This window comes from Lentibacillus persicus (assembly GCF_900112705.1).
In the GTDB taxonomy this organism is placed as follows: Bacteria; Bacillota; Bacilli; order Bacillales; family Amphibacillaceae; genus Lentibacillus; species Lentibacillus persicus.
Map to the genome: position 1 here is coordinate 76,758 of NZ_FOMR01000011.1, position 24,295 is coordinate 101,052.

Here is a 24,295-nt window from a genome sequence, read left to right on the forward strand (position 1 = left end):
TTCATATGAATCTATTGGTCATCGGACGCGGTGGTCGCGAGCACAGCATGGTCATGAAACTGGCGGAAAGTGAACAAGCTGACAGGATTTTTGCTGCACCGGGGAATGGTGGCATCAGTGAAATTGCAGAGTGTGTCGATATTGACGAATTGGATACAGAGCGTTTGATCAATTTTGCCAGGAAAAAGGAAATTGACTTAACGATTGTCGGTCCGGAAAACCCGCTTGTCGCTGGAGTTGCTGATCGTTTCCGTGAAGCAGGTCTGACTATTTTTGCGCCTGAAAAAGACGCTGCTTTAATCGAAGGAAGCAAGCAGTATGCAAAATCATTCATGGAAGCGAACGGCATTCCATCAGCTGCGTATGCCAATTTCACAAATGCGGCTGAAGCCAAAGCATATATTGAAGAACAAAGCATGCCGATAGTGGTAAAAGCTGACGGTCTTGCTGCCGGAAAAGGTGTGGTGGTAGCACAATCAGTTCAAGAGGCGAAGCGTGCTGTGGACGACATGCTCGTCAACAATAAGTTTGCAGAGGCCGGTAATTCGGTGGTTATTGAGGAATTTCTCGATGGGAAGGAGTTTTCCCTGATGGCATTTGTCCATGGAACAAATGTATTTCCGATGCTGCCTGCACGCGACCATAAACGGGCACATGAAAATGATACGGGACCGAACACCGGTGGGATGGGAGCCTATGCGCCGGCTAAAGATATCTCACAGGAAACATTAGCATTTGCAGCTGATAATGTGCTGCAAAAAGCAGCTGATGGAATGTTCCGAGCCGGCCGGCCGTTTACCGGTGTTTTGTACGCCGGCATGATTATGACAGAAGATGGACCGAAAGTAATCGAGTTCAATGCTCGGCTCGGGGACCCTGAAACGCAGGTAGTGCTGCCGCTTTTAAAAAATGACTTGCTTCAAGTGTTTCTTGACATTCTTGCAGGCAAAGATCCTGGGTTGCAATGGGAAGAAAAAAGTTGTGCTGGCGTTGTACTGGCCTCAAAAGGATATCCCGACAACTATGAAAAGGGTGTGGCTTTACCTGAAATAAATCTGAACGGAAGAACATTTGTGACTCATGCCGGAACGAAGCTGGCTGATAATGGTGTCGTTTCGGACGGCGGCAGGGTTTTGCTTGCGGGCGCCAAAGGAAAGGATGTAGCGGAAGCCTCGGAAGCAACCTATAAATGGCTCGGTGAATATATCGATACGGAGGCGTTTTTCTATCGGAAAGATATCGGCCGATGAAATGGTGGATAAAAAAGGCTGGGGTTTTGACCCCGGCCTTTTTCAAAGCGTTTTATTCAAACATTTGTTTTTTCAGTTTTTCATTTCGTTTTTTGAAAACATCGTTATGAGACGAGACCATTGCTGCTTTTTCCGCATCAGGCTGAACATACTGTTTGGCTTTATTAACCGCATTGGCAGCATCCTGGAAGGCACCTGCAATCAGGTTTAATTTGCCGTTGTGCATCAGAATATCGCCTGCTGCGTATAGCCCGTCCATTGATGATTCGGAGTTGGCATTTCCCGAAACAAAGTAATTATCAGCAATCTCTATGTCGAGTTCACTATTTTCAAGCAATGTAGTATCACGTTCATAACCATGATTGACAATAACGTCATCAACCGGCAGATAATTCACAGCACCGGTTTCATGGTTGCTCAGTTCCACTTTGTTAATTGTATTACCGTCTTCATCAGGTACCAGATCGGTTATGGTACTGTGGAAGAAACAGACGACTGAACTGTTCTTCAGGCGGGTAGCGAGCGATTCATGACAGTCAAAGTTATTTTTTCTGCAGGAAATAAAGACGCGATCAGCGATTGATTCAAGCTCATTCGCCCAATCCGTTGCAGAACTTCCGCCGCCGGAAATCATGACCGTTTTGCCTTTAAAGTGCTGCAATGATTCAACCGAATAATGTAAGTTAGTGTTTTCAAATTTTTCAGATCCGGGGATCGGCAGCTTTTTAGGGTTTAAAATCCCGCTGCCAACTGCTACAATGACCGTTTTTGAATAGTGAATCCCCGAATCAGCTTGCAACTCGTAAATCCCGTCATCATTGCGGTTGATAGATGTTACTTTCTCATTAAGCACAACTTCAGGATTGAAAGTCAACCCTTGCTCAACCGCTTGTTTAATATAGTCAGCTCCGGAAACAGGAGGCATTCCGCCAATGTCCCAAATCATTTTTTCAGGATAAACATGAACTTTGCCGCCTAACTGTGGCTGATATTCAATAATTTTTGTTTTCATTTCTCTAAGTCCGCTGTAAAAGGCCGAAAACAGCCCGGCAGGCCCGCCGCCTATGATTGTCACATCAAACAGATCGTCTCTGGTCAAGTCTGCTCACTCCTCAGTAATCTAGTAACTGATTATCATTCTCATTTGATTATACACGATTTCTCCTGGTATGCAAAGGTTTGACAATTAATTATCAGTAGTGTTTAATAAAAACGATAATGAAAATCATTCTCAATAAGATTAAAAATAGGAGGGGATATCCGATGCGTAAATGGTTACTAATGTGCAGTATTCTAATAATTGGGGTGTTGGCGGCTTGTGGAAATGACGAGAGCGGGAATGAATCCGTGGATAATGATGGTGAAGAAGCAGCCGGCCGGACCGTCACGATTGAGGATGCAGCAGGAGAGAAAACGATTGAAGGCACACCGGAAAAAATCGTTGCCCTTGAATGGTATAACGCTGAGCAATTGCTTTCGCTTGGAATTCAGCCTGCTGGTGTGCCGAACATCGAAGGGTTTAATAGTTGGATGAATATTGAAGAAGAACTCGGGGATAGCGTTGAAGATGTGGGGACACGTCAAGAACCGAACCTCGAGGCTATTTCGCGGATCGAGCCGGATTTGATTATCGCTGCTGAATTCAGGCATGAGCAAATTATTGACCGGTTAAATGATATTGCACCTGTCGTGATGTTTTCCCCTTATAGTCAAGAAGGCTCCGCTGATTTATATGAAGAATTAATGAATGAATATAAAACGATTGCCAAGGTCACTGACAAGGAAGAAGAAGCTGAGCAGTCTATCAACGAATTAGAAGAGTTTTATGCTGAACAAAAACAGCGGCTGGCCGATGCAGGACTGGATGGCACGAAATACTTGGCAACAATGGCATTTTCGTCTCAGAATTCTCCTGTGATGCGGCTTTATACTGATACATCATACCCCGCAGCGATCATGGAAGAGTTGGGACTTGAAAATGCGTATCAAACTGATGAAGTTGAACCATATGGATTTACTGAAGTAGGCGTTGAAACACTGCAAAGTTTTGAAGGGGAGAACCTTCAATTTATCGCGATTGTGCAGGAAAATGATAATATATTCGAAAATCAGCTGGCAGGAAATGCAGCTTGGGAAAATTTGAGCTTTGTTAAAAATGGCAACACGCATTATCTGCCGGGGGACACACCAGTCATCGGCGGTGTTTCATCCGCAAAAGCATTCACTAAACAATTGGTGGACACCATGCTTAATGAGTAACCCAGTTCCCGGGAGCGCTGTTCTCATCCCCATTGAAACAGCATTCCAAATAAGCTTAACTCTGACATAATATCCATGAACTGCGACGTACTTTGCTGTGATATCTCGGAAGGACAGACCGCTTCCTGAAAAAAAGCAGAAATCGGGGGGGGGGGGCCGGGAAGCAGACATATATGCCGAAGAGCTGAAATATGCGCCGTAGAGCGGGATTATGTTCCGTAGAGCTGAAATATGCGCCAGAGAGCGGGAATATGTTCCGGAGAGCAGACATATGTTCCGGAGAGCTGAAATATGCACCGGAGAACAGACATATGTTCCGTAGAGCGGAAATATGTGCCGGAGAACAGATATATGTTCCGTAGAGCGGAAATATGCACTGGAGAACAAAAATATGTTCCGTAGAGCGGATGCTTCAGCACGGGGTCGCGTAAAACGACGAGCACAAAGCAACACTTCTCTGAACATGCTACGATCTGCGAGGAATGCTGCTTCTCCGAAATCACCTGCAGCACGGCGAACACCCGGGTATTCCAGCTGTGTCGTAAGAGAGGCTTATGAAATTTTCACTAAGTAGCACTTCACATCAACTGCGAATTAATGAGCCATAAATTTTTTTATTGCGCACTATATGAATACGGATTACTGGTGGCAGCGGCTTATAGAGCTGCTGCCTTGCGAAACTTGTCACAAAAAGTTCAACGAAAGTCTTTAAAACATTACCGTATGAAAGCGCATTATATGTTAAGATGGAAAAAAACAACATATTGGGGCGTTGAAGTTATGAAAGATCGTATGCTTGGGAGAAACCGTGAGTTAAGAGAACAGGTTGCCGTTGCAGATGAATTGGAAGAACCAACAATTATCTTAAAAAACGGCACTTATTTAAATACATTTACGAAACAATGGCGTCGGGCGAACGTTTGGATCTTTAAAGATCGGATTGTATATGTAGGCGACGAACTGCCGGAAAACAGTTCATCTGCCGAAATTGTTGATTGTGAAGGTCTTTATTTGGTCCCCGGCTATATCGAACCCCACGCGCACCCATTCCAGTTATATAACCCCGAATTGCTTGCTGTGCACGGCGCAGAATTCGGTACGACCACATTAATTAATGATAATTTGGTTTGGAATTTTTTATTGGAAAATGAGAAAGCGTTTTCGCTTTTGGAAGAATTTGACCGTCACCCTGTGTCCATGTATTGGTGGGCACGGTTTGATGCACAAACAGTCCTTAAAGATGAAAGTGATTTTTTCAGCACGGATCACGTGTTGGCGTGGCTTAACCATCCGTCGGTCATTCAGGGCGGTGAATTGACTGCGTGGCCAAGTTTACTTAAGGGAGACGACCGTCTGCTCTACTGGATACAGGAGGCCAAACGGCTCGGCAAACCAGTTGAAGGGCATCTGCCGGGTGCCTCTGAAAAAACACTGACCAGGCTTAAGTTATTGGGCGTATCCGCCGATCACGAAGCCATGACAGGAAAAGAGGCAATTAAACGGCTCGAACTAGGTTATCAGACAGGGCTTCGTTATTCATCCATACGACCTGATTTGCCTGTTTTGCTTGAAGAAATGCTGGCAGAAGGCTTGCAGACTTTCGATCATGTTACATTTACAACAGACGGCGCGACGCCTTCTTTCTATAAAGATGGCATCATGAACATTTGTATTGAAATAGCAATCAAGAAAGGTGTCCCGCTGGCTGATGCATACCGGATGGCTTCACATAATGCGGCTGCTCATTATGGCCTGCTTGATGAGCTCGGCTGCATTGCGCCCGGACGCGTTGCCCACATCAATATTTTGGAGACAAAAGATAATCCGCGGCCGGTGAGTGTTTTGGCAAAAGGCGAGTGGATGCTGAAAAATTATAAGGAACAGGCAGCACCTAAGAAGATTGCCTGGGAAAATTATGGGATCGAACCGATAGCGTTTGATTGGGAGTTAACGTTGGAAGATATGCAATTTTCGGTTCCAATCGGTTTAAATCTGGTAAATGATGTGATTATTCAGCCTTATGCGATTAAAACGGATGTCACACTCGATGTGCTTCCGGATAACCGGGACGATGCTTTTCTAATGTTAATTGATCGAAAAGGGAAGTGGCGCGTTAACACGGCGATTAAAGGTTTTACACAAAAGCTTGGTGCAGTGGTGAGCTCATTTTCCACGACAGGCGACCTTGTTTTTATCGGAAAAAGCAAACACGATATGCTGCATGCCTGGAAACGGCTTAAGGCACTGGGCGGTGGTATTGTAGTCGTGCATGAAGGTGAAATTTTATTTGAACTTCCGCTGAAGATGGCGGGCAGTATGTTCGATGGAACAATGGAGGAGCTAATGGAGAAAGAAAGTTATTTTAAAAATCTTCTGAAGGAATTTGGCTATTCATTTGGCGATGCGCTATACACGATTCTGTTCCTTTCTGCCACACACTTGCCTTACATCCGGATTACACAGCAAGGTATAATCGATGTTAAGAAACGGGAAGTGCTCTTCCCAGCAACGATGCGATAACGTATAATAGATTCCGGATGTAAGAATTGGCGTAAGCGCCAGGGGGTGGGATCTTGAGAAAGTTGATTGTTTTCATGGTGTTGTGCATGCTGGTGCTCACAGCTGCGTGCTCTGAAGAGGAGAAGCAAGAGGCACAGGACAATGAATCAAAAGATAATACAGTAAAAGAGAAAAACGAAACACCTGAGTCACCAGTGGAGAAAGAAATATTTCCGCTGACAGGCGCAGAAACTGAGGCCCCGGTGAATCATCGAATTGTCAGTGTTATGGTCAATAATCATCGCCAGGCGCGACCGCAAACAGGTCTGAGCAAAGCCGATGTCGTTTTTGAAATACTCGCTGAAGGCCGTATTACCCGCCTGTTAGCGCTGTATCAGAGTGAATTGCCTGATGTTATCGGACCTGTGCGGAGTGCCCGGGAGTACTATTTTGAACTGGCAAACGGCTATGATGCGCTCTATGTTTATCACGGTGCAGCGAACTTTGTGAATGATATGATTAAAGAGCGCGGTATTGAACATTTGGATGGTGCCGTCTATGATAATAATGGGCAGTTATTCAAACGGGAATCCTTCCGAAAAGCGCCGCACAATTCCTATTTGCAGACTGAAGCGGTAAATGACACAGCAAAGGAAAAAGGCTATGAAGTGGAACAAACATACGATCCGTTGCCGTTTGCAACAGACGAAGAAGCAGCTGATTTTTCCGGAGATGCTGCTGGAAAAGTCGGGATCGATTATTCCAGCGGGGTCAGCTACACCAGTTATACTGTTGAATACACATATAATGAAAATGAAGAGACATATGCGCGTTCGAGTGACGGTGAGAAGACAGTTGAACGCAATACTGGGGAACAAGTCACTGCTGACAATATTTTTATCGTAGAAGCACCGCATCAAGTGATTGACAGTGCCGGCCGACGGGAAATTGATTTAGAATCAGGTGGCAATGCTTATCTTGTTCAAAAAGGAAAAGTCCGAAAGATTAAGTGGGAAAACCGTGATGGCAGGATTGTTCCGGTTAAAGATGGCAAGCTATTAAAATTTGTACAAGGGAACACCTGGATTAACGTGGTGCCGTCAAGTCCCGGGATATCAGAATCAGTTACAATTTCAAACTAAACGCACGTGTTTAAACCTATAAACGAAAGCAGGTGACGCGCCATGCAGATTGATAAACTACGCGGCGAACAGCTTGACCAGCTGTTTGATGCGATTCTTTCATTAAAAGACCGCGAGGAGTGCTATAAATTTTTTGATGATATTGCAACGATGTCGGAAATTCATGCAATAGCCCAGCGCTTGCAAGTGGCCAGGATGCTGACAGAAGGCCGTACTTACAGTGTTATTGAAGAAGAAACCAACGCATCGACTGCTACAATTTCCCGCGTCCGCCGCTGCATTAATTACGGCAGTGATGGCTATAAAATTGTTCTGGACCGCATACTTGATGATGATGCAAACTAAAAAGGCCAGGAAAAAAGGTTTAAAAGTAAATGAAAAGACGAACGATACTAGGAAAGGAATCGGACTACGCCGCTCCGGAAATATGCTTCGCTTTCCGCGGGCGGCTGGCAAGCCCCCCTCGTGCCAAGGCACTTCAGGGTCTAGCCTAGGCCTTTTCTCCCGCAGGAGTCTACGCATATTTCCTCCGCTAACCCTGCTTATCGTTCGTCTATTATATTGAAATCAAAAGTTATGTCTTAGCCTCTTTTAACCCCTTCAGGCACCTCTAATATGATTTTCCGCAAATTCATTTTTCTTAACCCTAAATTCATGGCGTATTTTTTGGTATACTTTTAGAATGAAAGCAACGATTATTTCAGATTTGTTTCGCACGAACGGCAGGCTTAATATAAATATGTAATAAATGGAGGCATTCAGGTGAACTATTCAATTGAAGATTGGGACCATTTGTTCAAATTGGATCCTGCAAAAGAAATATCAGACGAAGATCTTGATGCAATCTGTGAATCCGGGACTGATGCGGTCATTGTCGGCGGAACGGACGATGTCACGCTCGATGGGGTGCTGGATTTGCTTTCACGTATACGCCAGCATACGGTGCCATGTATTTTGGAAATATCCAATTTAGAATCGATTACGCCCGGTTTTGACTTTTATTTTATCCCGATGGTTATGAACAGCTCAGAGAAAAAATGGATGATGGATATTCATCATGCTGCCATTAAAGAATATGGCGATTCCATCGACTGGGATAAAACGGTTGTGGAAGGCTATTGTATCATGAATGAAGATGCCAAAGCGTTCAAAAAGACAAATAGTGTGGTTCCGGATAACGATGATGTGACCGCCTACGCATATATGGCAGAACATATTTATCACTTCCCGGTATTTTATATGGAATACAGCGGCGAATACGGCGATCCTGAGCTCGTTAAAGCAGTTAACGAACAGCTCACAGATACAAAGCTTGTTTACGGCGGCGGAATAGAGGATAATTTTAAAGCGCGCGAAATGAAACAAAATGCTGATACAATCGTGGTCGGTAACCTTATCTATTCGGATATTAATAAAGCACTGAAAACAGTAAAAGCAGTTAAAGAAATAACGTAAAACGAATGGTTATCAGGATGCTTTTTGAACAACATAAAAGGCGGTGTCACAGTGAGTCAAACGATACATCACTTATTAAATGGATTAAATAAAGAACAACAGGAGGCTGTAAGATATACAGATGGTCCGCTTTTAATTATGGCAGGGGCGGGAAGCGGGAAGACCCGTGTCCTGACGCATCGGATTGCTTACTTGCTCGGTGAAAAGGACATTGCACCGCGGAATGTACTGGCAATTACATTTACAAATAAAGCAGCAAGGGAAATGAAGAAACGTGTGAATAAGCTGGTCGGCGCCGGCAGTGAACATATTTGGGTCTCCACATTTCACGCGATGTGTGTGCGAATATTACGCAGAGATATTGACCGGATTGGCTACAGTCGTAACTTTACAATATTAGACAGCAGTGACCAATTATCGGTCATCAAGCAGATCCTGAAAGACTTGAATATCGATCCGAAAAAATTTGACCCGCGGGCAATGCTTGGGCAGATCAGCGGTGCCAAAAATGAACTGATCACGCCTGAGGAATACAGTAAAAATGTCGGCGACTTTTTCCAGCGTCAGGTTGCGCAAATTTATGAGCGCTATCAGAAAACACTGCAAAAAAACCAGGCACTTGATTTCGACGATTTGATTATGCAGACGATCCATTTATTCAAACGGGTTCCGGAAGTGCTTGGCTATTACCAGAACCGTTTTCAGTATATTCATGTCGACGAGTATCAGGACACGAATCATGCGCAATACTACCTGGTAAAACAGCTCGCCAACCGTTACCAGAACCTTTGTGTTGTCGGCGATTCTGATCAGTCAATTTATCGCTGGAGGGGTGCTGATATAACCAACATTTTGTCGTTTGAAGAGGATTATCCGGCTGCTAAGGTGATCTATCTGGAACAAAACTATCGGTCGACAAAATCGATTCTTGCTGCAGCCAACAGCGTTATCGAAAATAACTCCGGCCGTAAACCCAAAAATTTATGGACTGAGAATACTGACGGTAAGAAAATTCATTATTTCCAGGGAGCGACCGAGCAAGAAGAAGCATTGTTCGTCACGGACAAAATTCAGGAGCTGACGAGCGAGACAGGCTTCTCAGCAGATGATATCGCAATTCTCTACCGGACCAATGCCCAGTCGAGGGCGATTGAAGATACGTTTATGAAATCGAATGTTTCCTATCAGATGGTAGGGGGCACGAAATTCTATGATCGTAAAGAGATTAAGGATCTGATTGCTTATTTGAGGCTGATTACCAATCCGGATGATGATATAAGCTTTGAACGTGTTGTCAATGTGCCCAAACGCGGTATCGGGAAAACATCGGTCGAGAAATTGCGTGGTTATGCCGTTGAGCATGGCATTTCATTTTACCAGGCAGTAAAGGAAGTCGACTTTGTCGGGCTTACCAAAAAGGCTGCGGTGGCACTGGCGGAATTCGGCAATCTTATTCAAACACTGACACAGCAGCAGGAGTTTTTGACAGCGACTGATATGGTCGAAGCGATACTTGAACGGACAGGTTATGAAGAAATGCTGAAAAATGAACGTTCGCTTGAGTCACAGAGCCGTCTGGAGAACCTTGAAGAGTTCAAGACGGTTACGCAGGATTTTGAAGAATATGCAGAAGATAAGACGTTGATTGCCTTCCTTACCGATCTGGCTTTAATTGCAGATATTGATCGCGTGGATGAAGAATCTGACAGTGAACCGAAAATCACGCTCATGACATTGCATGCTGCCAAAGGTCTGGAATTCCCGGTCGTCTTTTTGGTTGGCATGGAAGAAAATGTTTTCCCGCATAGCAGGTCCATGTTCGATAATGAAGAAATGGAAGAAGAACGCCGTCTTGCCTATGTTGGTGTGACACGGGCAGAGCAGGAGCTGTACTTGACGCATGCTAAAATGCGAACGTTATACGGCCGGACGAATATGAACCCGATCAGCCGCTTTATTAATGAAATCCCTGAAGACCTTGTTGATGGGATTGAGCAAGCAAGGGCATCAATGTTCGGGGCATTTGAAAAAACAGCTGACAAACCGTCTGCTCCAAAACGGCGCGCGGAAAAAATGCAGCAGACAACAGGTGCAGAATCACAGGCGTGGCGTCCCGGCGACAAAGCGGAACATAAGAAATGGGGCGTCGGAACAGTCGTCAAGGTGCAAGGTGAGGGTGACTCAATGGAACTCGATATCGCCTTCCCTGCTCCGACGGGTGTCAAACGGCTTCTCGCTAAATTTGCACCTATCACGAAACAATAGGAGGTGCTTGCTGAATGGACAAACAACAAGCACAGCAGGAAATTGCTGAACTGAGAGAATTGTTGAATCAATACGGTCATGAATATTATGTGCTCGATAATCCAAGTGTGCCGGATGCCGAGTATGACCGGAAAATGCAGGCACTGTTAAAATTGGAAGAAGAATTTCCGGACCTGATTACACCGGATTCACCATCACAGCGCATTGGCGGAGAGCCGCTTGACGCTTTTCAGAAAGTACAGCACAATGTGCCGATGATGAGTCTTGGAAATGCGTTCAATGAACAGGATTTGCGTGATTTCGCCCGGCGTGCCAGTCAGGGAACAGATGAAGCGATTACGTTCGTATGTGAATTGAAAATTGACGGTCTTGCGGTGTCGCTCACGTACGAAAATGGCAAATTTGTCCGGGGCGCAACCCGTGGGGACGGGACGACAGGTGAAGATATAACGAGCAATTTGAAAACGGTCCGCAGCATCCCTCTATCGATTCCGGATGAAAGTACCATTGAGGTGCGCGGTGAAGCATATATGCCGCATAAATCCTTTCTTAATCTGAATAAAGAACGGGAGCAAGACGGTGCTGAGCCGTTTGCCAATCCGCGAAATGCAGCTGCAGGGTCACTCAGGCAGCTCGACCCCAAAATTGCGGCAAAACGTAATTTGGACATTTTTCTTTATGGTGTTGGGGAGTGGCAATCCGGAACGCTGGCATCGCACAGCGAACGGCTCGAATATATGAAAAAAATCGGATTTAAAACAAATCCTGAATGGCAGAAATGCGCCACAATCGACGAGGTTCTGGATTATATTAACTATTGGGAGCAAAAGCGGCCTGATTTGGATTATGAAATTGATGGTATCGTCGTGAAAGTTGATAACCTTGAGCAGCAGGAAGAATTGGGCTTCACAGCTAAAAATCCGCGCTGGGCAATTGCGTACAAGTTTCCGGCAGAAGAGGTACTGACAACGCTCCGTGAGATCGAATTGAATGTAGGACGCACAGGTGTGGTGACGCCAACAGCCATATTGGATCCGGTGAGAGTTGCCGGAACAACTGTGCAGCGGGCGTCATTGCATAATGAGGATTTGGTAAAGGAAAAAGATATCCGGATTGGTGACACGGTTGTGATTAAAAAAGCCGGTGACATCATTCCGGAAGTTATTCGTCCGGTTATAGAAAAGCGTACCGGCAATGAACAAGAATTCGCGATGCCGCAGGAGTGTCCTGAGTGCGGCAGTGAACTTGTACGTCTCGATGAAGAAGTTGCTCTGCGCTGTATGAATCCAAACTGTCCTGCGCAATTAAAAGAAGGTTTAATTCACTTTGTCTCTCGTGAAGCTATGAATATAGACGGTCTTGGTGAGAAAGTCATCATTCAGCTGTTCCGGGAAAACCTTGTTCATACAATTGCCGACATCTACCGGTTGAAGCGCGAAGACTTAATCCAATTGGAGCGTATGGGGGAAAAGTCAACCGACAATCTGCTGAACGCAATTGCTGTTTCAAAAGACAATTCACTTGAGCGGTTACTGTTCGGGCTCGGAATACGTTTTGTCGGGTCCAAAGCTGCCAGAACGCTTGCCGCCCATTTTGAAACGATGGATAATTTGCAGAAGGCAACGTTTGAAGAAGTGATAGCCATTGATGAAGTCGGTGATAAAATGGCCGATTCGATTGTCAGCTACTTTGAAGGCGAGGAAGTAAAAAAACTTCTAAATGAATTAAGAGACCTCGGTCTAAATATGACATTTACCGGTGCCGGACAGCAGACGGTTGACGAAGATACCGTTTTTTCCGGAAAAACAGTGGTGCTGACAGGGAAAATGGATAATTTTACACGTTCTGAGGCAAAAACGCTCGTAGAAGAGCGGGGCGGATCAGTCACTGGCAGTGTAAGCAAAAACACCGATATCCTTATCGCCGGCGCAGATGCCGGTTCCAAACTGGCTAAAGCCGAAGAACTTGGGGTAGCGATATGGAATGAGCAACAGCTGAAAGAGGCTGTAGAAGAATAAATAGAAGAAGATTTAAGACTTTAAGGACGTCCTTATTAAGGAGTGGAATACATTGAAGAAAATAATCGTCCTCCTGGCCAGCACTGTACTGATTCTTGCGAGTTGTACGCCGTCAATCGGTAACGAGGACGAAGTTGTGCAAAATGAAGACGAGAATCAACAGCAGCAAAACTCGATCGTATCAAGTCAAACAATGTCAGAGGAGACCTACCGGACCATTCTGCCATACCGCACCAGCCCATCAAGGGGCGTCATTACGAATCAAATGGGTAATCGTGTAGACATTGATGAAATGGAAACCGGATTGAGACGCCTTTCCAAACAATACTATGATCCCGGGGAACTTTTATTTGAGGAAGGACAACATTTAACGTCTGAAATGCTGTACAGATGGCTGGACACAAAGCCGACACAAGCAATGATTGATGAAATGGAAGCCAGTGATGATTACAGCGAATCCGATATCCAAAATGCAAATCGTGCCATCAATCCGCCTTTAGATGAAGAAACTGATATAACTGAAGAAACCGCGTCCAAGGAGGATTACGAAAATAATCCAAAATACCTCAGCCACATTCTTGAACATAATTTTCTCGAACGAAAAGAAGATGATTCTGTAGAAGTGGTGGGAGCTTCAATTGGGATTGCCTTAAAATCAGTCTTTACGTTTGAAGTTAATGGCAACACACATCATAGAGAAATACCCGAATCGGAAATGATGGAGCAAGGGAAAGCAATCGCGCAGACGGTTCTGGAACGTGTACGCAATATTGAAGAGTTGAGTAATGTTCCAATCATGATTGCGCTCTACCGGGAAGAACAGCAAGGTTCACCTGTTCCGGGAAATTTTGTCGCTCAAACCGGTGTTGAAAGCGGGCAGGCATCAATAGACGAATGGGAAAGCGTTAACGAAGAGAATATTCTATTTCCATCAGATGAAGGCGAAGAAAGATACTACGATACCCAGCAACTGGTTCAGAACTTTAGTTCACGCATTCAGGAGTATTTCCCAAATTATGTAGGTGTCGTTGGCAAAGGCTTTTACATTGATGAAGAATTGCAGCAGCTGAAATTGGAAATCCCAATTGAATTTTACAGTGAAGGTGAAGTCCTCGGCTTTACACAGTATACGTATGGGTTAATTGATGAAATGTTTCAGGATTACTATGACCTTGAAGTGAAAATCACTTCAAGTAAAAAACTGGAAAGCATCATTACACGAGAAGCAGGCAGCAGTGAAGCAAACGTTCAGGTATTCAATTGATAAAAACGGCTTACGTCAATAGACCCAAAACAGAAAAAGCCCCTTTTTCGAGTTTGAGAGACTCAGAAAAAGGGTTTTTTAACCGACTTTCCTCATTTTAGGAAAGTCACCATGATGAAACCGATTTTATCAGCTGTTTTACCCCTCAACTTTCCCAATATGAATTATGCGAATTTATGTTATGATATAACTATAGCGGAAAAGGAAAATCATTCTAATAATTAGCTGCTAAGGTAGGTAAAAAGATGGAAATTGGGCCTTATATCAAATTGCATCGGATTAAACAGGAAATGACCCAGGCCGAATTGGCTGAGGGAATTGTGTCGAGCGCCTATCTATCTAAAATTGAAAATGAGAAAACCGAGGCAAGTCCTGGTGTTATAAGCCTATTATGCACACGATTGGGAATTCAACTGGAGAATGAAACCGATGAGGTAGTCAGAGAAAAGTGCCAGGAATGGTTCAATATGCTGTCTTCCGAACATGATAAGGAAGACATCATTCAAAAGTATCAAGAATTGAACCGTATTATGTATGACAACCATTCTGCTGACAGCCTGGCCATGTTTGAAATTCATAAAATCCGCTATTTTCTTGTTATTGGCGAATTGGACAATGCTTTGAGCCAGATTAATAAACTGGCCGAAATGACCGGTACGTTTGACAGCTTACATCAGTTCTATTGGTATAAGTTTAAAGGGAACTATTGCACGCTCAATTCTGAAAATTATCAAGCACTGCGCATGTATAAATTATCTGAAGAAAAGTTAAACTTGTTAAATATTTCAGAGGATGAAGCAGCTGACTTGCAGTATGTTATCGCTGTAACACATAGTAAACTCCGGAATACACTCGAAGCAATTGAATATGCCGAAAAAGCGATAGCGACTTTTCGTGTAACATATAACTTCACCCGATGTGCTCAATGTCATATTGTCTTGGGAATTTCCTACCGTAGGATCAGAATGCATGATAAGGCAATAAAAAATTATAATTTAGGTAAACATTTAGGGGAGTTAAACCAAAACAAACAAATTATTCATTTAACTAACCAAAATTTAGGCTATCTTTATTCTACAATAGGTGAAAACAGAAAAGCGATATCTAATTATGAGGAGATCGTTAAGGATCCTGAGGTACAGTTATATGAGCGTATAATAGCTGCTACATCGTTGATAAAAGAATATTATAATGTTCGAGATATTGATAAAACAAGAGAAACTATCAATAAAAGTATGAAATTACTCGAGCAAACGAAAGAAAAAGAGACATACCAATTGTTTCACTATATAACATACACTTATAGTTATGCGATTAACCAAGAAACAAATAAATTTGAATCTTTGGTTATCGATAAATTCATACCTTACTTACAGAAACATAAAGATTATGCCAACCTTGTGATTTATGCCAACATGTTGGCAAAACATTTCGAAGGGATTAACAGATATAAAGAATCTGTTAAATATTACAAATTGGCTAACAATACTTATGAAGAACTTGTTAGTCTGTAAAGGAGGGGATAAAATGAAAAAGCTACTAGCAGCTGCTGCATTAGGGACTATGCTTGTTGCAGGTTTCTTTGTTGCACAGGATAACCCGGTTGATATTGCAATGGAAGTTGAGCCGACAGTTCTTTCAATCGGTAAGGATGTAACTTTGTTCTAATCAGACTTTGAGTTTATGTATCAATATTTTTATACCCTATTACTTTATGATGATATCGCCTGAGACAGTATGGAAAAACTGTTTCAGGTTTTTTTGTTTCACAGGTTATATAATAATAATATTTCCTCATGAAACGTATGATATAATAAGCACAAATATTCAAAAAAGGGGTGATTCCAATGGAGTACGCTATTTCGGGGGCAACATGGCTGTGGATGTTTATTCCGATGCCTTTGATAATACTTTCATCCATTATTACGTTATTTATTGAAGGGAGGGGTAAGTAAATGGATTTGACGACGCTTATAACATTTATCGTCTATCTTACCGGCATGCTTGTCATCGGTATTATTATGTATCGCATGACGAATAATCTTTCGGACTATGTTCTTGGCGGTCGGAAGTTAGGCCCCGCAGTTGCTGCATTGAGCGCCGGAGCTTCTGATATGAGCGGTTGGCTAATACTGGGGCTGCCTGGTGCGGTTTATGCTGCCGGTCTTGCGGAAGCATGGATGGCAATCGGTCTGTCACTTGGAGCGTATTTAAACTGGCAGTTTGTTGCGAAGCGCCTGCGTGTTTACACAGAAGTCTCTAATAATTCAATTACGATTCCGGACTTTTTGGAAAATCGGTTTAAAGATAATTCACATATTCTTCGGGTTATTTCAGCACTTGTTATTTTATTGTTTTTTACGTTTTATACATCATCCGGAATGGTAGCGGGAGCAAAATTGTTCGAAGCATCGTTCGGGCTTGAATACCAAACCGCCTTATGGATCGGAACCGTCTTTATCGTTTCATATACTTTATTGGGTGGTTTTCTGGCGGTGGCCTGGACGGACTTTGTACAAGGCTTGCTTATGTTTGCTGCATTAATTGTTGTACCGATTGTCGCATTGAACGAAATGGGTGGCTGGGATGCTGCTGTTCAAGCGGTCGGTGAGGTTGATTCAACACACCTGAACATGATAGAAGGCGTTGGGTTAATGGCAATTATTTCATCGGTGGCCTGGGGGCTGGGTTACTTCGGCCAGCCGCATATTATTGTGCGTTTTATGGCGCTCAGATCACCGAAAGATGTGCCTATGGCGCGCTTTATCGGTACAACATGGATGGTTCTTGGCCTATATGGTGCTATTTTCACCGGCTTTGTCGGACTGGCGTTTATCAGTACACAAGATGTGAATGTCTTGAGTCAGTTTGGTATCTCAGTCGTTACAGAAAACGGCATACAAATGCTGGAAGATCCGGAAAAGATTTTTATTGCATTTTCCCAGCTATTGTTCCATCCGGTAATTGCAGGTATACTTCTGGCAGCGATTCTTGCTACTATTATGAGTACAATTGACTCGCAGCTGCTTGTTTCATCTTCGGCCATCGCAGAAGACTTCTATAAGGCAATATTTAAAAAAGAAGCAGGCGAAAAAGAATTGGTATGGGTTGGCCGGGCTGCCACCCTTGTTATTGCGTTGATTGCTGTCCTGATTGCTATGAATCCTGAAAGCAGTGTGCTCGATTTGGTAAGTTACGCGTGGGCAGGGTTCGGAGCTGCTTTTGGGCCGACAATTCTCCTGGCATTATTCTGGAGACGGTTCACACGAAATGGTGCGTTTGCAGGTATTTTAGCGGGAGCAGTAACCGTTATTATTTGGGGTGACTTCCTTTCAGGCGGCATTTTTGAGTTGTATGAAATTGTGCCTGGCTTCGTGCTCAATTTGATTACTGCAATTGCTGTCAGCCTGGCTCAGAAGCCTGAACCGGAACTTGTGGAAGAATACGATCAAGCATTGAAAAAATTAAACACATACTAATCGTTGGTGTCTCAAAGTCACTTTCCCATACTTGTGGGTTAAGTGGCTTTTTACTTTGGTTGCTTTTGGAGTATATTTCGACGCTCGAGCGCGTGTACCGACTTTCGAGCTCATATTTTGAATTTCAGGCTCATATCCCAGTTCACGCGCCCATATTTTGAATTTCGGGCTCATATTCCAATTCACGCGCCCATATTTCGAATTTCGGGCTCATATCCCAATTCACGCGCCCATATTTCGAATTTCGGGCTCATATTTCAGTTCACGCACCCACATTCCATTTCACGCGTCGATGTACCGGCCACACGCCCACGTTTTTGTTTTTCCGTGGAGCGTTCTGTAGTCCAAGTATCCGAGCAAAGTACTCGCTGAAACTACTGCCAAAGTTAATAAGCAACAAAATTCATGAAAAGCGCCCTGGTTTTTACCAAACCTTCTTCAATGCCCTAAAACGGGAGCTTAAGGTACGTTGCTTTATTTGCTTAAAGACGGCAAATTCTGCTATTATCAATAGTGTCTTTAACTAACGATAATTATAATCAAAAGGAAGATAAATCATTTCTACGGAGGTGCCCAGCCATGGCGGATATTTCAAAAGAACAGGTCAAACATGTTGCCGGCTTAGCCCGTCTTGCCATTACGGAAGAGGAAGCTGATATGTTTACGAAGCACCTGAGTTCTATTACCGAGTATGCCGAGCAATTGAATGAATTGGATACAGAAGAGGTGGAGCCGACCACACACGTTCTCGACTTGAAGAATGTCTTGCGTGAAGACGAGCCACAAGAATGGATTACAAAAGACGAAGCAATGAAGAACGCGCCGGACAAGCAGGATGGCTATTTCCGTGTGCCGTCAATTCTGGAGTAGGGAGGGAAAGACATGTCTTTATTTGAGCATAGTATTAAACAATTGGAAGAGATGTTACATAGAAAAGAAATTTCAGCCGAAGATCTTGTAAATGCTTCATTCGATCGTATCCGGGAGGTCGATGGTCAGGTCCAGGCGTTTTTAACACTTGATGAAGAGCAGGCGCGTAATCAAGCGAAACAGCTGGACGCATCTCCCGATGAGGATGCACGATTGTTTGCAGTCCCGGCAGGCATTAAAGATAATATCGTCACAAAAGGACTGCGGACAACATGCGGAAGCCAATTCTTGAAAAACTTCGATGATCCGCTCTATAACGCAACAGCTGTCGAAAAACTGAATGCGGAAAAAATGATATCTGTCGGCAAACTGAATATGGATGAATTTGCCATGGGCTCTTCAACGGAAAATTCCAGTTATCAGCCGACCCGAAACCCGTGGAATACTGATTATGTGCCGGGCGGTTCGAGCGGTGGATCTGCAGCCGCTGTTGCAGCTGGGGAAGTCCTTTTTTCGCTCGGCTCTGATACAGGCGGATCGATTCGTCAGCCGGCATCGTTTTGCGGTGTTGTCGGCATGAAGCCGACGTATGGACGGGTCTCGCGTTTTGGGCTTGTCGCGTTTGCGTCATCACTTGACCAAATCGGACCGGTCACAAGAAATGTGGAAGATAATGCCCGTGTTCTGGAAGTGATTGCCGGTCATGACAAAATGGATTCAACAAGTGCTGATGTGGAGGTGCCGTCATATACCGATGCACTGACGGGTGACGTGAAAGGCTTGAAAATTGCCGTGCCGAAAGAGTATCTTGCTGAAGGTGTTGAGCCTGACGTGAAAGAAGCGGTTTTGAGTGCCCTGAACACGTATAAAGAACTCGGGGCCGAATGGGAAGAAGTTTCCCTGCCGCATTCCAAATATGCCGTATCGGCTTATTATTTGCTGGCATCCTCGGAAGCTTCCGCTAATCTGGCCCGGTTTGACGGCGTCCGTTACGGCGTTCGTTCGGATAATGCCGAAAACATGATGGATATGTACACGTACTCCCGCAGCGAAGGGTTCGGGGATGAAGTTAAACGCCGCATCATGCTTGGTACATTCGCATTGAGTACCGGTTATTATGATGCGTATTATAAAAAGGCTCAAAAAGTACGGACCCTGATTAAGAATGACTTTGAAGCGATTCTGAACGATTATGACGTCATTATCGGCCCGACTGCACCAACACCCGCATTTAAAATCGGAGAAAATGTCGATGATCCGTTGACGATGTATGCCAACGATATTTTAACGATTCCGGTTAACCTTGCCGGAGTGCCGGGGATCTCTGTTCCGTGTGGTTTTTCCGAAGCCGGTTTGCCAATCGGCATGCAAATTATCGGAAAAGCATTTGATGAACGTATGGTCTATCGTACGGCGCATGCATATGAGCAAGCAACAGACCACCACAAACAACGCCCTCAATTGGGAGGTGCCAACTAATGAATTTTGAAACGATTATCGGCCTTGAAGTACACGTGGAATTGAAAACTGATTCGAAAATTTTCAGTCCGAGTTCCAACGCATTTGGCGATGAACCAAATACAAATGTTAATCCAATCGATCTGGGTTATCCGGGCGTACTGCCGGTTCTGAATGAAGAAGCGGTGAACTTTGCCATGAAAGCTGCTTTAGCACTTAACTGTGATATTGCAACTGACACTAAATTCGACCGGAAAAACTATTTTTACCCGGATAATCCTAAAGCATATCAGATTTCGCAGTTCGATCAGCCGATCGGAGAGAACGGCTGGATCGAAATCGAAGTGAACGGTGAGAAAAAACGGATTGGCATCACACGCCTTCACTTGGAAGAGGATGCCGGGAAACTGACCCACCAGGATGACGGCTATTCCCTGGTTGACTACAATCGTCAAGGCACGCCGTTGATTGAAATCGTCTCCGAGCCGGACATGCAGTCACCTGAAGAAGCGTACGCTTACTTGGAAAAACTGAAAAATATTATCCAGTATACGGGAGTTTCCGATTGTAAAATGGAAGAAGGGTCATTAAGGTGCGACGCCAACCTGTCAATCCGCCCGATTGGTCAAGAAGAATTCGGTGTAAAAACGGAACTTAAAAACCTTAACTCGTTCTCCTTCGTACAAAAAGGGCTGGAATTTGAAGAAAAACGGCAGGAGAAAGAATTGCTGTCAGGCGGCGAAATTTTACAGGAAACACGCCGTTACGATGAAAAAACAAAAGAAACAATCCTGATGCGCGTGAAAGAAGGTTCGGATGATTACCGTTACTTCCCTGAACCTGACCTGGTACCGCTGTATATCGATGATGAGTGGAAAGAACGCATCCGTCAGGAAATTCCTGAATTGCCCGATGCCCGCAAACAGCGCTATATTGATGAGCTGGACTTGCCGCCATATGATGCAGCTGTTTTGACAAGCTCCAAAGAAATGGCCGACTTCTTTGAAGAAGCGGTCGAAAATGGCGCTGATATTAAACAGGCTTCAAACTGGCTGATGGGTGATGTATCAGCTTATATGAACAAGCACTACAAAGAGCTGGACGAACTGGCGCTGACACCTGAAGCGCTGGCCACCATGATTAAGCTCATCGAAGACGGCACGATTTCTTCCAAGATTGCCAAGAAAGTTTTTGCTGAACTGGTTGAAAACGGGGGCGACCCTGAAAAAATCGTTAAAGATAAAGGACTTGTGCAAATTTCTGATGAAGGCCAGCTGACAGAGATTATTACGAAAGTGCTTGATGAAAATGAACAGTCCATCATTGACTATAAAAACGGCAAGGATCGTGCTATCAAGTACCTTGTGGGGCAGGTTATGAAAGCAACAAAAGGTCAGGCCAACCCGCCGATGGTTAACAAGATTCTGCAGCAGGAAATTGACAAGCGGTGATGAAAGGTTTTTTAGAGGCTTAAGCAAAACTTAATTTTTAAGACAAAAGACGAACGATAATAAGTGACAGCAGTGTATATTTCCGTAACAGAGTGTTCTGCTGTCACTATTCATTAGTTCGTCTTTTTGTTTGTTTCAATATTTCTGGTCAAAGTTCTTTAAGGGCTCGTAGCTACCCACTGACAAACACCACGTTTATTCGGATACGTTAACGTGTAAACATTATATGAAAGCTCAAGTTGTATTGACGCCTGCTTTCATTAAAAATGTCAGTAAAGGAGAATAGCTATGCCACGCATTTTTCATGGAAAGAAGTATCATGATTTAAAAGCTGGAAGGTTTCGCCTCTATTTCAGGCGAAAATACAGGTTAATCTCTTTATCCAATGATTTATTAATTGGATTTTTCTTTATAACAGGCAGTATTTTAAACTTTTTTACAGCTACTGCATCTTTCGGAAGTATAGCATACCTGCTTGGCAGTATATTTCTGGCATCAAGACCAATATTAAAAATAATTCATAACACAGGTCTAAAAGATGATTACAAAGAGACACCGCGCTGAAACAGGCGCATCGCCATCCGGTTTCTCCCTCGGTTCTTCCCCCTCGCTGCAACTGTTTCTGTGCATTAGCCTCTAAAAAGTATAAGATTTTCTTTTTTTATGGTTTATGCCATTATACGAATGACTTTTCAAATAAGATGAAAAGCGCTATGATAGACGTTAGTTGTAAAAAACTGATTTGTGTGTTGAGGAGCGAATAACATGAAGAAAGCCCGCATTATTTATAATCCGACTTCAGGGCGGGAAGCCTTTAAGAATAAGCTGGCCGGTGTGCTGGAGCGGTTCGAAGTTGCCGGTTTTGAAACCTCTGCTCACGCCACGACATGTGAAGGTGATGCAACAAAAGCTGCTGAAACAGCAGTTGAACGGCGGTTTGACCTGGTGGTGGCTGCAGGCGGTGACGGGACCATTAATGAAATTATTAACGGGTTGGCTGAACAGGAACATCGTCCGAAGCTTGGAATTATTCCGACCGGGACGACCAATGATTTTGCAAGGGCACTATGCATCCCGAAGGATATTGACAGAGCGGTCGATGTCATTCTGGACGGGCAATCCATGCTGCTTGATATTGGCCGTGTGAACGGGCATTATTTTATGAACATCGCCGGGGGCGGCAAGCTGACGGAACTTACATACGATGTACCAAGCAAGCTGAAAACGATGCTTGGTCACTTGGCTTATTATGTTAAAGGCATCGAAATGCTCCCGTCGTTAAAACCGATTCGAACAACGATTAAATATGACGGTAAGATGATCGATGAAGATATCATGCTTTTCCTTGTTACTAACACCAACTCAGTCGGCGGTTTTGAAAAGTTGGCACCGGACGCAAGGCTTGATGACGGCTATTTTGACCTGATGATTTTAAAGAAAATGAATTTAGCCGAATTTGTCCGGATTGCAACATTGGCCGTACGCGGCGCTCACTTGGAGGATAAACGGATTATCTATACACAGGCTAAACATATCAGTGTTGAAACGGATGAGCAGATGCAGCTGAATATTGATGGTGAATTCGGCGGCTTTCTTCCCGGAGAATTTGAGAACCTGCAGCAGCACATTGCGTTTTGTGTACCGGATAAATTTGTTGAGAAAGATAATGGACATTAATGGTAACGAGTTCCGTTACCTATCGCAAACATTAAAAATGTAAGCAAAAATGACTATCAAATTGTAGACTGATTTGGTAGTCATTTTTTATTGGTATGAATGGATTTTTATTAAAATTCACCTAGAAATTTGAAGGCTAATTTTTGAGGGTACAATAGCTATTGCATGCTTACATTTATACCTGCAAATTATACGTAATTCAGTGTATATAATTGCAAAAATGAAATGATAAAAAGGTTGATTTTACAAGGTATTCTGGATAATTATGTTAATATAAATATAAAGGTGTAGCGGATAGTCTCAATTTGAACATTATGGACTTCAAAGTTTCTTTCCGCAATCGGGCCAGTTTGTTTAGCAACGCTCGTAAAGCAAATGGATTTTTTATGTTAGGATAAATGGTGATTGTGAAGAAATGTACTTAAAGTAACGGGCAGGTTAGTTCAGATTCTGTTTATTTAAATAAAAGACGGTGAAAAAAGCACCGTCTATAATTCGCTATTTATTTTGTGCTAATTCTTTGTAATAAAGGTAATTGACTTTATGCTTGGTAGCCATTAACTGCGAAGCCAAAACCGCCGTATAAACAGTGGTTAGTACAATTGCTCCAATACCAAGACCTGAAAGGTTTATCTTATTAGATGTACTCATTCCATTATTACTTGTGCTCATAGCATTATTACTTGTGGGTGCTTCTGCCATTTTATTAACCCCCTAATTTGTTATAGGGGTATTATTTGTAAAGGCATTTAAACTTATACTCTAAAAAATAACTGAGAGAAAGAAAAGAGGCAGGTCTTAAAACCTTTAAGTTTGTGAACAAATATACTTAAACAAACGGGCGCCATTCTGGTGCGAAACGTTCTTAGTTTAAATGGAGGATGGCTAACATCTCTCTGGTAAAGTCTAGGCAATTCCCTATGGAATTGAAGGATTATATCGAAGAATCAAATGAAGAGGTAACGTTTGGAAGGGTTCTCTCTTAGTCGATTAGCACTGAATTTAGTAAGAATGATAGTGTTAAAAGCTCGGTGAAAAGGCGTAAGAATTTACCGTAACAGTGCAGTTTAGCTGACGAAAGCCTACCCGCAGGGGTGGTGTAAATCATGACGCTTGAGTTGAATGAATATGGTGAGAATGCAATACAACCTATAATAAAGGGTTACGCTGACAAACTTCTGAAGGTACGGGTCTAAACGCGCAATACA

At 43.6% G+C, this 24,295-nt stretch carries 19 protein-coding genes; 17 read left to right on the plus strand and 2 right to left on the minus strand.

Annotation, left to right across the window (positions count from 1 at the left end):
- Positions 1-5 precede the first annotated feature (5 nt).
- Positions 6-1,250 carry a phosphoribosylamine--glycine ligase gene (purD, locus tag BMZ22_RS13870; RefSeq protein WP_090086661.1) on the plus strand — a complete coding sequence of 415 codons (1,245 nt, stop codon included), beginning with the start codon at positions 6-8 and terminating at the stop codon, positions 1,248-1,250.
- Positions 1,251-1,302: 52 nt separating this feature from the next.
- Here the strand turns inward: purD and BMZ22_RS13875 are convergent, their stop codons facing one another.
- Positions 1,303-2,349 carry an NAD(P)/FAD-dependent oxidoreductase gene (locus tag BMZ22_RS13875; RefSeq protein ID WP_090086663.1) on the minus strand — a complete coding sequence of 349 codons (1,047 nt, stop codon included), beginning with the start codon at positions 2,347-2,349 and terminating at the stop codon, positions 1,303-1,305.
- 164 nt (positions 2,350-2,513) lie between these two features.
- Between BMZ22_RS13875 and BMZ22_RS13880 the strand changes: the two genes are divergently transcribed.
- From BMZ22_RS13880 to BMZ22_RS13950, 16 genes are all read left to right on the plus strand, one after another.
- The gene (locus BMZ22_RS13880) at positions 2,514-3,509 is read left to right on the plus strand and encodes an ABC transporter substrate-binding protein (RefSeq protein ID WP_090086665.1); all 996 of its coding nucleotides are present in this window, start codon (positions 2,514-2,516) and stop codon (positions 3,507-3,509) included.
- A gap of 780 nt (positions 3,510-4,289) precedes the next feature.
- Positions 4,290-6,029 (plus strand): adenine deaminase C-terminal domain-containing protein, encoded by a 1,740-nt coding sequence (locus tag BMZ22_RS13885; RefSeq protein WP_090086696.1) that lies wholly within the window; start codon positions 4,290-4,292, stop codon positions 6,027-6,029.
- A gap of 53 nt (positions 6,030-6,082) precedes the next feature.
- Positions 6,083-7,150, plus strand: a complete 1,068-nt coding sequence (locus tag BMZ22_RS13890; RefSeq protein ID WP_090086668.1) for a DUF3048 domain-containing protein — start codon at positions 6,083-6,085, stop codon at positions 7,148-7,150.
- Between the two features lie 42 nt (positions 7,151-7,192).
- On the plus strand, positions 7,193-7,495 hold the full coding sequence (locus BMZ22_RS13895; RefSeq protein ID WP_090086670.1) for a YerC/YecD family TrpR-related protein: 303 nt from the start codon (positions 7,193-7,195) through the stop codon (positions 7,493-7,495).
- Between the two features lie 417 nt (positions 7,496-7,912).
- Complete coding sequence (pcrB, locus tag BMZ22_RS13900) at positions 7,913-8,605, plus strand: heptaprenylglyceryl phosphate synthase (RefSeq protein ID WP_090086672.1); 693 nt, start codon at positions 7,913-7,915, stop codon at positions 8,603-8,605.
- A gap of 51 nt (positions 8,606-8,656) precedes the next feature.
- Complete coding sequence (gene pcrA, locus BMZ22_RS13905) at positions 8,657-10,870, plus strand: DNA helicase PcrA (RefSeq protein WP_090086697.1); 2,214 nt, start codon at positions 8,657-8,659, stop codon at positions 10,868-10,870.
- Between the two features lie 14 nt (positions 10,871-10,884).
- Entirely contained in the window at positions 10,885-12,888 is a 2,004-nt protein-coding gene (ligA, locus tag BMZ22_RS13910) for an NAD-dependent DNA ligase LigA (protein WP_090086675.1), read from the plus strand.
- A gap of 52 nt (positions 12,889-12,940) precedes the next feature.
- Positions 12,941-14,152, plus strand: coding sequence for a CamS family sex pheromone protein (locus BMZ22_RS13915; RefSeq protein ID WP_090086676.1), 1,212 nt, complete (start codon positions 12,941-12,943; stop codon positions 14,150-14,152).
- Positions 14,153-14,397: 245 nt separating this feature from the next.
- Positions 14,398-15,666, plus strand: coding sequence for a helix-turn-helix domain-containing protein (locus tag BMZ22_RS13920; RefSeq protein ID WP_090086678.1), 1,269 nt, complete (start codon positions 14,398-14,400; stop codon positions 15,664-15,666).
- Between the two features lie 13 nt (positions 15,667-15,679).
- Positions 15,680-15,820, plus strand: a complete 141-nt coding sequence (locus BMZ22_RS16995) for a hypothetical protein (RefSeq protein WP_177183453.1) — start codon at positions 15,680-15,682, stop codon at positions 15,818-15,820.
- A 287-nt stretch (positions 15,821-16,107) separates the two neighbouring features.
- On the plus strand, positions 16,108-17,631 hold the full coding sequence (gene putP / locus BMZ22_RS13925; protein ID WP_090086680.1) for a sodium/proline symporter PutP: 1,524 nt from the start codon (positions 16,108-16,110) through the stop codon (positions 17,629-17,631).
- A gap of 579 nt (positions 17,632-18,210) precedes the next feature.
- Positions 18,211-18,501 carry an Asp-tRNA(Asn)/Glu-tRNA(Gln) amidotransferase subunit GatC gene (gatC, locus tag BMZ22_RS13930; protein ID WP_090086682.1) on the plus strand — a complete coding sequence of 97 codons (291 nt, stop codon included), beginning with the start codon at positions 18,211-18,213 and terminating at the stop codon, positions 18,499-18,501.
- 12 nt (positions 18,502-18,513) lie between these two features.
- On the plus strand, positions 18,514-19,980 hold the full coding sequence (gene gatA, locus BMZ22_RS13935) for an Asp-tRNA(Asn)/Glu-tRNA(Gln) amidotransferase subunit GatA (RefSeq protein WP_090086684.1): 1,467 nt from the start codon (positions 18,514-18,516) through the stop codon (positions 19,978-19,980).
- The gene (gatB, locus tag BMZ22_RS13940) at positions 19,980-21,410 is read left to right on the plus strand and encodes an Asp-tRNA(Asn)/Glu-tRNA(Gln) amidotransferase subunit GatB (RefSeq protein WP_090086686.1); all 1,431 of its coding nucleotides are present in this window, start codon (positions 19,980-19,982) and stop codon (positions 21,408-21,410) included. Before gatA ends, gatB begins: the two co-directional genes overlap by 1 nt.
- A 288-nt stretch (positions 21,411-21,698) precedes the next feature.
- A complete protein-coding gene (locus tag BMZ22_RS13945; RefSeq protein WP_245745441.1) occupies positions 21,699-21,974 on the plus strand; it encodes a YrhK family protein in 276 nt (91 codons plus the stop codon).
- Positions 21,975-22,175: 201 nt separating this feature from the next.
- Positions 22,176-23,087: a diacylglycerol kinase gene (locus tag BMZ22_RS13950; RefSeq protein ID WP_090086690.1), complete on the plus strand. Its 912-nt coding sequence runs from the start codon at positions 22,176-22,178 to the stop codon at positions 23,085-23,087.
- Between the two features lie 498 nt (positions 23,088-23,585).
- Here BMZ22_RS13950 and BMZ22_RS13955 read toward each other — a convergent pair whose 3' ends face one another.
- Complete coding sequence (locus BMZ22_RS13955) at positions 23,586-23,789, minus strand: hypothetical protein (protein WP_090086692.1); 204 nt, start codon at positions 23,787-23,789, stop codon at positions 23,586-23,588.
- Between the last annotated feature and the right edge of the window lie 506 nt (positions 23,790-24,295).

Coding starts and splice junctions, on each gene's coding strand:
- purD (WP_090086661.1), top strand. CDS start 6: ATGAATCTATTGGTCATCGGACGCGGTGGTCGCGAGCACAGCATGGTC.
- BMZ22_RS13880 (WP_090086665.1), top strand. CDS start 2,514: ATGCGTAAATGGTTACTAATGTGCAGTATTCTAATAATTGGGGTGTTG.
- BMZ22_RS13885 (WP_090086696.1), top strand. CDS start 4,290: ATGAAAGATCGTATGCTTGGGAGAAACCGTGAGTTAAGAGAACAGGTT.
- BMZ22_RS13895 (WP_090086670.1), top strand. CDS start 7,193: ATGCAGATTGATAAACTACGCGGCGAACAGCTTGACCAGCTGTTTGAT.
- ligA (WP_090086675.1), top strand. CDS start 10,885: ATGGACAAACAACAAGCACAGCAGGAAATTGCTGAACTGAGAGAATTG.
- BMZ22_RS13920 (WP_090086678.1), top strand. CDS start 14,398: ATGGAAATTGGGCCTTATATCAAATTGCATCGGATTAAACAGGAAATG.
- BMZ22_RS16995 (WP_177183453.1), top strand. CDS start 15,680: ATGAAAAAGCTACTAGCAGCTGCTGCATTAGGGACTATGCTTGTTGCA.
- putP (WP_090086680.1), top strand. CDS start 16,108: ATGGATTTGACGACGCTTATAACATTTATCGTCTATCTTACCGGCATG.
- gatC (WP_090086682.1), top strand. CDS start 18,211: ATGGCGGATATTTCAAAAGAACAGGTCAAACATGTTGCCGGCTTAGCC.
- gatA (WP_090086684.1), top strand. CDS start 18,514: ATGTCTTTATTTGAGCATAGTATTAAACAATTGGAAGAGATGTTACAT.
- gatB (WP_090086686.1), top strand. CDS start 19,980: ATGAATTTTGAAACGATTATCGGCCTTGAAGTACACGTGGAATTGAAA.
- BMZ22_RS13945 (WP_245745441.1), top strand. CDS start 21,699: ATGCCACGCATTTTTCATGGAAAGAAGTATCATGATTTAAAAGCTGGA.
- BMZ22_RS13950 (WP_090086690.1), top strand. CDS start 22,176: ATGAAGAAAGCCCGCATTATTTATAATCCGACTTCAGGGCGGGAAGCC.
- BMZ22_RS13955 (WP_090086692.1), bottom strand. CDS start 23,789: ATGGCAGAAGCACCCACAAGTAATAATGCTATGAGCACAAGTAATAAT.